The sequence below is a fragment of the Bradyrhizobium sp. WYCCWR 12699 genome (assembly GCF_032144035.1).
Lineage (GTDB): Bacteria > Pseudomonadota > Alphaproteobacteria > Rhizobiales > Xanthobacteraceae > Bradyrhizobium.
Map to the genome: position 1 here is coordinate 122,915 of NZ_JAVTJN010000036.1, position 13,102 is coordinate 136,016.

Below are 13,102 nucleotides of genomic sequence, written 5' to 3' on the forward strand. Positions count from 1 at the left end.
AGAATATCGTTGTTGGGACAGGAGCTTCAGCTGGTTTCGCCGCAGCGCAAAAGCCTTCCCCTTTGGCCTGCCAAGCACTACGTTCTCGCCAACCCGATCAACCCCCTTAGTAGCGATTTCCCTGACATGAGCATTCGAAACGACGTTGTCGAAGCCATCGGCAACACCCCGCTGATCAAGCTGAAGCGCGCCTCGGAGCTGACCGGCTGCACCATTCTCGGCAAGGCCGAGTTCATGAATCCCGGCCAGTCGGTCAAGGACCGCGCCGGCAAATGGATGATCCTGGAGGCCGAGAAGCGCGGCGAGCTCAAGCCCGGCGGTCTCGTGGTGGAATCGACCGCCGGCAACACCGGCATCGGACTCGCAGTCGTCGCGAGTGCGCGCGGCTACCGCACCCTGATCGTGATTCCGGAAACGCAGAGCCAGGAGAAGAAGGACTTTCTCAAGCTGTGCGGCGCCGAGCTGATCGAGGTCCCGGCCCTGCCCTATGCCAATCCCAACAACTATCAGCATGTCGGCCGCCGTCTCGCCGATGAGCTGCGCAAGACCGAGCCCAACGGCGTGCTGTTCGCAGACCAGTGGAACAACCTCGACAACGCCAAGGCGCATTACGAGTCCACAGGACCCGAGATCTGGGAGCAGACCGGCGGCAAGGTCGACGGCTTCGTCTGCTCGGTCGGCAGCGGCGGTACGCTCGCGGGCACCAGCCGCTATCTGAAAGAGAAGAACAAGAATGTGCGGATCGCCTGCGCCGATCCTCACGGCGCCGGCATGTATGAATACTTCAGGACCGGCGATGCCAAGGCGACCCCGGGCGGCTCGATCACCGAGGGCATCGGCCTCAACCGCGCGACCGCCATCGTCGAGAGCGCGAAGGTGGATGATGCCTATCTCATTCCCGACGCCGAAGCCGTCACGGCAATCTACGAACTGCTGCAGCATGAAGGCCTCTGCCTCGGCGGCTCGACCGGCGTCAACATCGTCGGCGCGATGCGGCTCGCCAAGCAGCTCGGGCCCGGCAAGACGATCGTCACGGTGCTGTGCGATTCCGGCAGCCGCTATCAGTCGAAATTGTTCAACGCGGATTTCATGCGCGCCAAGAACCTGCCCGTGCCGGAATGGCTGGAGAAGCGCAGCAACATCAAGCCGCCCTTCGTGTGATCGTCACGCCCCCCTCGGGTCGGGGCGCGCGCGTTCGCAAACCGGGCGCGGTTCGGCCGGCTTACGCGACCTCGCCGCGTTCCGCAGCCGCGGCACAATAGTCGCGCCAGAACTGGCGGTAGCCCTCCTCGACCTTGCGCGTGTAGATCTCGACATTGCCGGCAGGCGAGGCTGCGATCCGGGCCGGCAACTCCGCGCGCAACTTCGCCAGATGCTCGGGCTGCGAGGCAAATCTGCGGGCGATCTCGACATAGCCCTCGTCATCCTCGGCAACCCAATCACCAAGGCCAACGGCGGTCACGATCGAGGCGCCGGCACGCGAGGAGGCGCCGATGCCGAGCTTGGCGATGACGGGAACGCCCGCATAGAGAGATTCCCAGGTGCTCACGCCGCCGTTCTGCGGAAATGGATCCAGCGAAATATCGACTAGCGCGAAGGCCCGCAGATGCTCGGCGCGATCCGACGAGCCGCGGCAGATGATCTTCTCCTCGGCAACCCCGTGCGCCACAAATCGTGCGAGGAGGCCGTCGCGCACCAACGGATCGTCGAGCAGGGTATGCTTGATGATGATTTTCGATCCGGTCACCTCGCGCATGACCTTCGACCAGACGCGGATGGCGTCGTCGGAGATCTTGTTGACGCGGTTGAACACGCCGAACGTGACATAGCCGTTGCGGAGCATGGGAAGCTCCGAAGGCGCCACATCCAGGATCGGATCGGTCGTGATCAGGCATGGCAGGTCAAGAACCTTTTCGACCAGCAGAGGCCGTGCCGGTTGCGGAATGAAGACGGGGTCCGCTAGCACGTAGTCCATGGTCCGAAGGCCCGTTCCCGTCGCGTGCCCGAAGCCCGTGACCTGGATGGGAGCCGGCTTGCGGGCGAAGACCTGGAGCCTGTTGCCCGACGAATGCCCGGACACGTCGATCAGGATATCGACCTTGTCGGCCTGAATACGATCAGCCAGTTCGTCGTCGAACATCTGCCAGGCATCGACCCAGACGTCCGCCGCCGCCCTGAACTCGGCTGTCACGCCGTCGCGTGTCGGCGAACACGAATAACAGACGATCTCGAAATTGGCATGATCATGATGGCGCAGCACTGGCAGCAGGCCGAAGGCCGCCGAGTGGTACCAGAATTCGGACGAAACATAGCCGATCACGATCCGCCTGTCGGGGTCGATCTGCCGGGGTGCGAGCTTCCTTGGCGGCACCCGGGCGCCGATCGCTTCGCCCCAGGACTTTCGCGCTGCCTGCTGGATCGTGAAATCGGCCTCAGGGAGAAAGTCCAGAAAGTAGATCTTCCGCGCCATCAAGTCCGGGTCCGGCGCGATCGCCAGCGCCGCGTCGAGATGCTCGATTGCGGAGGCGATCTCTCCCTGATTGGCGAAACAGGAGCTCAGCAGCGCCATTGCGATCGTGGAACGTGGATCTTGCTCGAGCAAGGTCGTGCAGGCCAGGATCGCCTGCGCGGTGTTTCCGATGCTGAGCGAGGCCTCCGCCTTTCCGCGCAAGGCCACTTCAAACCGCGGCGAAAGCGCAAGTGCCGCATCGAAATCCGCAGCGGCCTGTTCCGGCCGCGACAGTGCCGCGTTGAGGCGCCCGCGTTGCGCCAGACTCTTCGCCGAATCCGGCTTGATCGCGAGCGCGGCTGCGAGCGCGGCTTCCGCCTCGTCGTAACGCCTCAGCTCGATACTGACCATGCCTTTGCCGACGAGCGCCTCGACGTGGCGTGGCTGAAACAACAGCGCGCGATCAAAGCTCTCCCGCGCGCGGTCAAACCGAAACAGCGCCAGCTCCGCGACACCACGATTGCAGAGCGCGTCGGCATAGTCGGGCTTCAGCTTGATCGCGCGCTCGTACATCTCGATCGCCTGCTCAGGCAGGCTCATCTGGAGCAAGGTGTTGCCGAGGCCGGCCAGGGCCGGCGTAAAGTTCGGCTTCAGCGCGATCGCCTTCTCCTGACAGGCTCGGGCCGCCTCCAGTTTCTGAAGGGCGAAGTAGACGGAGGCGAGATTGCTTTGCGCCTCGTGTGAACGAGGATCAATCGCGATCGCGCGTTCGAGCAGCTGTTGCGCCTCTTCGAGGCGCCCGCCCTGTTGCGCGCACACGCCGAGCAAATGCGTGGCGTCGAAATGATCCGGAATGGCTTGCAGGATCTGGCGGCAGAGTGCATCGGTTTCCGCGTACCTGCCCTGGCCATAGGCGCTCGCCGCGGCGGAGATGATGGCGTCGACCTGCTTCTTCAACTTCTTCTGCAACCGCGCATTCTGGAATGCGCGCGCGCCGGCGCTGCTCAAGATATCTCTCCGAAAGATGGTCCGTAGCGAGTCTAACTGATTCGTGTCCCGGGCCGGCCGGTCGGTACGACCGGGGGTCGGTCAGGATATCCGGGGCATGGCACCCCGGTTCCGGAACCGCGTGGCGCGTCCGGCCGGTCTATGCAGCGTCGCCGCTTTCGGAGGCCGCGGCGCAATAGTCGCGCCAGAACTTGCGGTAGCCCGCTTCGAGCTCGCGCGTGTAGATCTCGACATTGCCGGCGGGCGAGGCTGCGATCTGGGCCGGCAGGCCCGCACGCAATTTCGCCAGATGTTCGGGCTGCGAGGCAAACCTGCGGGCGATCTCGACATAGCCGTCGTCATCCTCGGCGACCCAGTCACCGAGGCCGACGGCCGCCACGATGGAGGCGCCGGCACGCGAGGACGCGCCGATGCCGAGCTTGGCGACCACGGGAACGCCCTTGTAGAGGGATTCCCAGGTGCTGATGCCGCCATTCTGCGGGAAGGTGTCGAGGGAAATGTCGATCTTGTCGAAAGCCATCAGGTGGTCGTCGCGTGAGGTGGTGCCGAGGCACGTGATGCTCTCCTCGGCAATGCCCTGCGCGATGAAGCGTGCGACCAGGCTGTCGCGCAGCAGCGGATCATCGAGCAGACCATGCTTGAGGATGATCTTCGATCCCGGCACCTCCCGCATGATCCGCGACCACACACGGATCGCATCATCCGAGATCTTGTAGATGCGGTTGAACACGCCGAAGGTGACGTAGCCGTTGCGCAGCATCGGCAGCTCGGAGGGCTGCAGGTTGGTGACCGGCTCCATCGTGATCAGGCACGGCAGATCGTGGATCTTCTCGGGAAACAAGTGCCGGGCCGATGGCGGAATGAAGATGGGATCCGCGAGCACATAGTCCATCGTCGGCATGCCCGTACCCGTCGCGTGACCGAAGCCCGTGGCCTGAATCGGAGCCGGCTTCCGTGCGAAGCATTGCAGCCTGTTGCCGGTCGTGTGTCCCGAAACATCGATCAGGATGTCGACATTGTCGGCCTGAATACGATCGGCGAGCTCGTCGTCCGAAAGTCCCCAGACATCGACCCAGACGTCAGCCAATGATTTGAACTTGGCGGTGTACTCGTCCGCTCCCGGCCACGAATAGTAGCAGATGATCTTGAACCTGGCGTGATCATGATGGCGCAGCACTGGCAGCAGGGTGAGTCCCGCCGAGTGTTGCCGGAATTCGGCCGCGACATAGCCGACGGTAATCTGCTTGTCTGGATCGAGCGGCCGCTTCGGCAACTGCCGTCGCGCCACCTTGGATCCGATCTGATCCCACCAGGATTTTCGCACCGCCTGCTGGACCACGAAATCGGCCTCGGCGCGGTAGTCCTCCAGGAAGATCTTGCCTCTGATCGCATCTCCATAGTCCGGTCGGAGCGCCAGCGCGCGATCGAGATATTCGATCGCGGCGTCCATGTCGCCCTGGTTCGAATAAGCGAAGCCCATCAGCGCCATTCCCATTTCGGAGCGCGGATTTCGCTCGATCAGGGTCGTTGCGGCTGCCATCGCCTGCGCGGTCTTTCCCATCACGAGGCAGGTCTGGGCCTTGCCCCGGAGCGCCAGCTCGAGCTTGGGCGAGATCGCGAGCGCCGCCTCGAAATCCGCAAGCGCGGGCTCCAGGCGCTGCAGTTCGTAACTGAGCCGCCCGCGTTGGGCCAGGATCCGAGGCGCGCCCGGCTTGATCGCAAGCGCCGTGGCAAACTTGGCGGCGGCCTCATCGTAGTGCCTGAGTTCCATGCTGACCATGCCGCTGCCGACGATGGCCTCAGCGTGACGCGGCTGAAACAGCAAGGCGCGATCGAAACTCTCCTTGGCGCGCATGACCTGCCCGAGCACGATCTCGACCATACCACGGTTGCAGAGCGCATCGGCATAATCCGGCTTCAGCTTGATGGCGCGCTCGTGCATTACGAGCGCCTGCTCGTACTGTCCCGTATGCATCAGCGTGTTGCCGAGATTGGTCAGCGCGACCACGAAATTCGGCTTCAGCGCGATCGCCTTCTCCTGGCAGCGCCGCGCCTCCTCGTAATTGCCGAGATCGAAGTGCACGGTCGCGAGGTTGTTGTGGGCATCGTGCAGGCGCGGATCGAGCGCGATCACGCGCTCCAGCAGCTCCTTCGCCTCCTCGAGGCGCCGGCCGTCATGGGCGCACATGCCGAGCAGGTGGATGGCATCGACGTGATCCGGAAGGGCTTTCAGAATCTCACGGCACAGCGCCTCGGTCTCGGCATATCGCCCCTGGCCATAGGCGTTCGCCGCAGCGGCGATGATGGCGTCGGCCTGCTTCATCAATTTCTTCTGCAATCGCGCATTCTGGAACGCGCGATTGCCGCCGCCGCTGTTCTGCAAGGTGTCTCTCCGGAGGATGCCCTGGGCCGAGTCTAGCTGATTCGCGCCCCCTGGCCGGCCGGTCCAGCGGACCAACATCGCCCCCGGGATTTCCCGGGGCTCAGCGCAAGATCGGACTATGCCGTCTCGCCGCGTTTCGAGGCGCCGGCACAATGATCGCGCCAGAACCCGCGGTAGGCCGCTTCGACCTCTCGCGTGTAGAACTCGACGTTGCCGGCGGGCGAGGCTGCGATCCGCCTCGGAAGATCAGCGCGCAACCTCGCCAGGTGAGCGGGCTGCGCCGCGTATTTGCATGCGATCGCGGCATAGCCGTCGTCATCCCCGGCGACCCAATCGTCGAGGCCGACGGCCGCCACGATGGAGCCGCCGGCCCGCGCCGAAGCGCCCTTGCCGAGCTTGGCGACGACGGGAACGCCCGCATAGAGGGATTCCCAGGTGCTGATGCCGCCATTTTGCGGGAACGTGTCGAGGGAGATGTCGACCTTCGCAAAGGCCAACAGATGCTCGTGGCGCGAGGTCGAGCCGAGGCAAGTGATATTCTCTTCGGCTATGCCGTGGGCCACGAACCGCGCGATCAGGCCGTCGCGCAACAGCGGATCATCGAGCAGCCCGTGCTTGATGACGATCTTCGAACCCGTCACCTCGCGCATCACTTTCGACCACACCCGGATCGCCTCATCCGAGATCTTGTAGATGCGGTTGAATACGCCAAAGGTCACGTGGCCGTTGCGGAGCATGGGAAGCTCCGATGGCGGAACATCCAGGATCGGATCGATCGTGATCAGGCACGGCAGATCGTGGACTTTTTCGGCCAGCAGATGCCGGGCCGATTGCGGAATGAAGGTGGGATCCGCGAGCACGTAGTCCATGGTCTGAAGGCCCGTGCCTGTGGCGTGGCCGAAACCCGTCACCTGGATCGGTGCAGGCTTGCGGGCAAAGACGCCGAGCCTGTTGCCGGCCGTGTGCCCGGACACGTCGATCAGAATGTCGATCTGGTCGGCCTGGATGCGATCGGCCAGTTCCTCGTCCGAAAGCTGCGCGGCGTCGACCCAGACGTCTGCGAGCAACCTGAACCTCTCGGTGATCTCGTCCTGTAACGGCCAACAGGAATAGCAGACGATCTCGAACCTCGTGTGATCATGATGGCGCAGCACCGGCAACAGGGCGAACGCTGCCGAGTGGTTCCTGAACTCCGACGCGACATAGCCGACGACGATCCGCCGGTCCGGATCGAGCTGACGGGGCTGCAGTGTCCTTTGCGGCAGCCGGGCACCGATCGCGTCCCACCAGGATTTCCGCACCGCTTGCTGGACCGTGAAATCGGCCTCCGACAGATAATCCAGGATGAAGATCTTGCGCGCGATGGCATCCGCATAATCCGGCGATATCTCGAGTGCCGCGTCGAGATGCTCGAGCGCCGTCGCGACGTCGCCCTGGTTCGCATGGCAGGCGCCGAGAAGCACGATCGCGTAATCGGATCGCGGATTGTCTTCGAGCAAGGTCTTGACGGCCGCAATCGCCTGCGTCGTGTTCCCCAGTAGAAGGTTGACCTGCGCCTTCCCGCGCAGCGCGAGCTCGAGCCGCGGCGAATGCACCAGCGCCGCATCGAAGTCCGCCGCCGCCTGCTCCAGCCGGTACAGATCGAAGTTCAGCCGTCCGCGCTGCGCCAGAATCCGAGGTGAACCCGGCTTGATCACCAGCCCTGCCGCGAGGGCGGCTTCCGCCTCCGCGTAGTGCCGAAGCTCGATGCACACCATGCCCTTCCCCGCGAGCGCTTCCGCATGGCGCGGCTGAAACACGAGCGCGCGGTCGAAGCTCTCTTTGGCGCGCGCGAAGCGGCCAATCATCAGCTCCGCCATACCACGGTTGCAGAATGCATCGGCATAGTCCGGTCGCAGCCTGACCGCGCGTTCGTGCAATCCGATCGCCTGTTCGCCGAGGCCGAGGTTCAGCAGCGTATTGCCGAGATTGGTCAGGGTGATCGGGCAATTCGGCTTCAGCGCAATGGCTTTCTCCTGGCAGGCGCGGGCGCCTTCGAATTTGTCGAGCGCGAAATACACGGCCCCGAGATTGCCATGGGCATCTGGCGAGCGCGGATCGAGCTCGACCGCGCGCTCGAGCAGCCGCTGCGCCTCTTCGAGCCGCCCGCCCTCATAGGCGCGCAGGCCGAGCAGATGCGTGGCGTGGAAGTGGTCCGGAACCTCTTTCACGATCTCGCGGCAGAGCGTCTCGGCTTCCGTAAATCTGCCCTGCCCGAGCGCCTCCACCGCCAAGGACATCACGGCGTCCGCCTGCTTCCTCAACTTCTTTGCCAATCGCGCATTCTGGTAGGCGCGCGCGCCGACACTGCTCTGCAAGGTCTCTCTCCGGGGATGGCCCGAAAGGACGCAAAGCTGATTCGGATGGTGCCAAGCTTGTGGGGCGGCTAGACCTGCGAGGCCTGGGAATGCAGGGCGTTCACCGCAGAATCTGGCTCAGGAACAGTTTCGTGCGGGCGTGCTGAGGCGCCGCGAAGAACTCGTTGGGCGTGTTGGCCTCGATGATCTGGCCGGCATCCATGAACACCACGCGGTTGGCGACCTCGCGGGCAAAACCCATCTCGTGGGTGACGACCAGCATGGTCATGCCCTCCCCGGCGAGGTCCACCATGGTGTCCAGCACCTCCTTGACCATTTCAGGGTCGAGCGCCGAGGTCGGCTCGTCGAACAGCATGACCTTCGGATTCATCGTGAGGGCGCGGGCGATGGCGACGCGCTGCTGCTGGCCGCCGGACATCTGTCCCGGAAACTTGTTGGCCTGATGCGGGATCTTGACCCGCTCCAGGAACTTCATCGCGGTCGCCTCGGCGTCCTTCTTCGGGATGTTGCGCACCCAGATCGGCGCCAACGTGCAATTGTCGAGAACCGTGAGGTGTGGGAACAGATTGAAGCTCTGGAACACCATGCCGACTTCGCGGCGCACGGCGTCGACGTGCTTGAGGTTGGGCCCGAGCTCGATGCCGTCGACGACGATCTCGCCCTCCTGGAATTCCTCGAGCGCGTTGATGCAGCGGATCAGCGTCGACTTGCCGGAGCCCGAGGGCCCGCAGATGACGATGCGCTCGCCCTTGCGGACATCGAGGTCCACGTCGCGCAGCACGTGAAAGTCGCCGTACCATTTGTTGAGACCGGAAATCTTGACGATGGGGTCTGACATGGGGACCTCGATCAGTTGCGACGGTGAGCGTTGAGGCGATCCTCGACGAACAGCGAGTAGCGCGACATTCCAAAGCAGAAGATGAAGTAGATGATCCCGGCGAAGGCAAAGCCCGTGAACGCGGTCGAGGGCGTCGACCATTTCGGATCCGAGAACGAGGCGCGAAGCGAGCCCAAGAGGTCGAACAGCGCGACGATCGAGACCAGCGAAGTGTCCTTGAACAGGGAGATGAAGCTGTTGACGAGGTTCGGAATGACGTGACGCAGCGCCTGCGGCAGTACGATCAGCGAGGTCGTCTTCCACCAGGACAGGCCAAGGGCCGCCGCGGCCTCGCCCTGCCCGCGCGGGATCGCAGCGAGCCCGCCGCGGACGTTCTCGGCCTGGTAGGCGCCCGTGAAAAGCGCGATGCCGATCAGCGCGCGGACGAGGCCGTCGACGGTGAAATTGCCCGGCAGGAACAGCGGCAGCATGTAGGTGGCGAAGAACAGCACGGTGATCAGCGGCACGCCGCGCCAGAACTCGATGAAGGCGATCGAGAAGATCCGGATCAGCGGAATCGTGGAACGCCGGCCGAGCGCCAGCGCGATGCCGATCGGCAGCGAGGTGACGATGCCGGTGACGGAGACCACCAGCGTCACCAGCAGGCCGCCCCACAGATTTGTCGCCACGACCGGCAATCCGCCGTGGTCGAGTCCCATCAGCTTGATGACGGCGGCGATGGCGATGAAGGTGGCGATGCTCGATCCGAGCGCGTTCCATCCCGTCCGCAGGCCGCCGCCGAGGACAAACGCGATCAGCGACACGACCAGGGACGTGACGACGAAATCGGTCCAGACTGACTGGCCCGTGCCCTGGATCTCGTCGCGCAGCCAGGTGAGCGGAAAGATCAGCCAGGAAATCACCGTGCCGACCAACACGACGACTTGGCCGACGCCCCACAGCAGCGGGGCGACTGCGGACGTCTTGCTGAGATTGAGCAGGGCCTGGCCGGCATTGACGATGCTCTCGTCGAACAGCTGCAGCACGTCAGCCGTCCAGCTGAGGCCAAAGCCCTTGATGCCGCCGCCGTGCAGCAGGAAGAACGCGACCACCGGAAAGGCGAGGAAGAACAGGCTGGCATTGAGCCCCTTTGCCGGCAGACGCGGCACGAGCAGCGGCACCAGCAGGATCACCGCAAGCACGAATGTGAGGTTCACCCGCCAGCGCTCGGCCTCGGGATAGAAGCCGTAGATCAATTGCGGCAGCTTCGCCTGGATGTAGGGCCAGCACGCGCCGACCGCAAAGCCGGCGTTCTCCGTGAGGCAGGCCGCGCGGTCCTTGCCGCTCCACACCGCATCGACCATCAGGAACTTGACCGAGGGAACGATGGTGAGCCACAGCAGCAGCGCGCCCACGATGGTGAGCAGGATGTTGGTCGGCGAGTTGAACAGGCGCGTCCGCATCAGCCCGACGAAGCCCGTGGTCTTCACCGGCGCAGGACGCTCGGTGAGCAGGTCCTGACGGACGAAGCTGCTCGAGGCGATATCGCTCATGCGCCCAAACTCCGGCTGACGCGCCAACCGTAGACGCTCATGATCGCGCTGGTGAGCAGCGAGATCAGCAGATAGATGCCCATCGTCATGGCGATGATCTCGATCGCCTGCCCGGTCTGGCTCAGCGATGTGCCGGCGAACACGGAGACGAGGTCAGGATAGCCGATCGCGACCGCCAGCGACGAGTTCTTGGTAAGATTGAGGTATTGGTTGGTCAGCGGCGGCACGATCACGCGCATCGCCTGCGGCACGACGATCAGGCGGAGCGTGGTCCCGCGGCTGAGGCCCAGAGACGATCCAGCCTCCATCTGCCCCTTGTGGACCGACAGGATGCCGGCGCGCACGATCTCGGCGATGAAGGCGGCGGTATAGGTCGACAGCGCCAGCGTCAGCGCCACGAACTCCGGAATGATGCGTGAGCCGCCGGCGAAATTGAAACCCTTCAGCTGCGGCAGCTCGAACGTGAACGGCAAACCCGACACCAGCATGGTGGCAAGCGGCAAACCGACCAGCAGACCCAGCACATAGGGCCAGATGCGGATCATCCGCCCTTCCTGGAATAAGGCGCGCCGGGCATAGAAGCGCAAGGCCAATGACGCGACGATGCCGAGCGCCAGCACCGCCAGGAACGGCTCGAGGCCCCTCTCCCCGATCGGGCTGGGGACGACGAGGCCACGATTGCTGACAAAGGCAATGCCGAACAGCGAGATGCTCTGCCGCGGATTGGGCAGGGCCGCGAGCACCGCGAGGTACCAGAACAGGATCTGGAACAGCAGCGGCAGGTTACGGATGATCTCGACATAGATCTCGCCGACGCGCGACAACAGCCAGTTCGGCGAGAGCCGGCACAGCGCGACGATGAAGCCGATCAAGGTGGCGAAGAAAATACCCACCACCGAGACGATGAGCGTGTTCAGGAGCCCGACCACGAACACGCGCAGGAACGTGTCCGAGCCGGTATAGGAGATCAGGGTCTGGTTGACGTCGAAACCGGCATTGTTGCGCAAGAAGCCGAAACCGGCGGCAATGTGCTGGTTTTCGAGGTTGGCGCGGGCGTTGGAGACGATCTCATAGCCGATCCAGCCCAGGATCGCCGCAAAGGCAAACTGGACGGCGATGCCGTTCCAGCCTGCCTTGCCGCCCAGAAGGCGCCTGATCTTCAGCGCGATCTGGGGCGGCGGTTTTCGGGCCTCGGTGGTCATGCTGCCGCTGCCAGCGGAGGGCGGTCAGCGGATCGGCGGCGCGTACTGAAGACCGCCCTTGTTCCAGAGATTGTTGAGGCCACGGTTGATGCCGAGCGGCGAGCCTGCGCCGACATTGCGATCGAACACCTCGCCGTAATTGCCGACCGCCTTCACGATGCGCACCACCCAGTCCTTGGTCAGGCCGAGCTGTTCGCCGAAATTGCCGTCGGTGCCGAGCACGCGCTTCATCTCGGGATTTTCCAGCTTGGCCTTCTCGTCGACGTTCTTCGAGGTCACGCCAAGCTCTTCGGCGGTGAGCATCGCGAACAGAGACCACTTCACGATGTCGAACCATTGGTCGTCGCCGTGGCGCACCATCGGACCGAGCGGCTCCTTCGAGATGATCTCGGGGAGCACCATGTGCTCATTGGGATTGGCCAGCTTCAGGCGATTGGCGTAGAGGCCGGACTGGTCGGTGGTGAAGACGTCGCAGCGCCCGGCCTCATAGGCCTTGACCGTTTCGTCGTTGGTGCCGAACGCGATCACCTCATACTTCATGTTGTTGGCCTTGAAGTAGTCGGCGAGATTCTGCTCGGTGGTGGTGCCGGTCTGCACGCAGACCGAGGCGCTGTTGAGCTCGAGCGCCGAATTCACCTTGAGCGACTTCTTCACCATGAAGCCCTGCCCGTCATAATAAGTCACGCCGGTAAAGTTGGCGCCGAGCGAGGTGTCACGCGAGATGGTCCAGGTGGTGTTGCGCGACAGCACGTCGATTTCGCCGGATTGCAGCGCGGTGAAACGGTCCTTGGCGGACAGCGGCACGTACTTGACCTTGCTGGCATCGTTGAAGATCGCCCCGGCGATCGCCTTGCAGACGTCGACGTCGAGGCCGGTCCAGTTGCCCTTGTCGTCGGGCGAGGAGAAGCCCGGCAGGCCCTGGCTGACGCCACAGGACAGCATGCCCCGGTCCTTGACGGTCTTGAGCGTTTGCGCATCAGCGGTTTGGGCGGACAGACCGGCGGCGAGAGCAAGGGTGATAGCCAGGGTTACGCGTTTCATGGGCTTTGGGCCTTTCAAAGTCGTCTCAAGGAACGTTGTCTCAGGATCAACCCTGCCGGGCCGGGCGTATCAAGACCAGCCCTGCAAGAGTCATGCTGGAAAACCTTGCCGAACACTCGCCGATCCCGGGAGGCCATACCTTAATCCCCGCCGCTGGCGCCCGCCCTGTTGTTCGGCTGTGGCGCAAGGTTCGGTCAGACGATGGATCGAAGGTCGCGGCAGGCCCCTCAACATGCGGCGACTGAATAGCACCTGCGCATCTCAGAACGACTGGCGTGCCGGGTCAAGGGGT

The 13,102-nt window shown here is 63.8% G+C and carries 8 protein-coding genes; 1 reads left to right on the forward strand and 7 read right to left on the reverse strand.

Annotation, left to right across the window (positions count from 1 at the left end; all coding sequences use genetic code 11):
* The first annotated feature begins 126 nt into the window (after positions 1-126).
* A complete protein-coding gene (locus RPS27_RS25290) occupies positions 127-1,161 on the forward strand; it encodes a cysteine synthase A (protein ID WP_211417101.1) in 1,035 nt (344 codons plus the stop codon).
* A gap of 61 nt (positions 1,162-1,222) precedes the next feature.
* On the opposite strand, the gene RPS27_RS25295 is transcribed toward RPS27_RS25290, so the two are convergent.
* The 7 genes from RPS27_RS25295 to RPS27_RS25325 form a co-directional block, all read right to left on the reverse strand.
* Entirely contained in the window at positions 1,223-3,460 is a 2,238-nt protein-coding gene (locus RPS27_RS25295; protein WP_313754901.1) for a tetratricopeptide repeat protein, read from the reverse strand.
* A 136-nt stretch (positions 3,461-3,596) separates the two neighbouring features.
* A complete protein-coding gene (locus tag RPS27_RS25300) occupies positions 3,597-5,840 on the reverse strand; it encodes a glycosyltransferase family 41 protein (protein WP_212066499.1) in 2,244 nt (747 codons plus the stop codon).
* Positions 5,841-5,956: 116 nt separating this feature from the next.
* Positions 5,957-8,197, reverse strand: a complete 2,241-nt coding sequence (locus RPS27_RS25305; protein WP_212066497.1) for a tetratricopeptide repeat protein — start codon at positions 8,195-8,197, stop codon at positions 5,957-5,959.
* A gap of 100 nt (positions 8,198-8,297) precedes the next feature.
* Positions 8,298-9,035, reverse strand: coding sequence for an amino acid ABC transporter ATP-binding protein (locus tag RPS27_RS25310; protein ID WP_194402140.1), 738 nt, complete (start codon positions 9,033-9,035; stop codon positions 8,298-8,300).
* An 11-nt stretch (positions 9,036-9,046) separates the two neighbouring features.
* A complete protein-coding gene (locus RPS27_RS25315) occupies positions 9,047-10,567 on the reverse strand; it encodes an amino acid ABC transporter permease (RefSeq protein WP_212066496.1) in 1,521 nt (506 codons plus the stop codon).
* Positions 10,564-11,769, reverse strand: coding sequence for an amino acid ABC transporter permease (locus RPS27_RS25320; protein WP_194402142.1), 1,206 nt, complete (start codon positions 11,767-11,769; stop codon positions 10,564-10,566). The genes RPS27_RS25315 and RPS27_RS25320 overlap by 4 nt, the downstream gene beginning before the upstream one ends.
* A gap of 24 nt (positions 11,770-11,793) precedes the next feature.
* Positions 11,794-12,810 (reverse strand): amino acid ABC transporter substrate-binding protein, encoded by a 1,017-nt coding sequence (locus RPS27_RS25325; protein WP_211417106.1) that lies wholly within the window; start codon positions 12,808-12,810, stop codon positions 11,794-11,796.
* Positions 12,811-13,102: the final 292 nt, after the last annotated feature.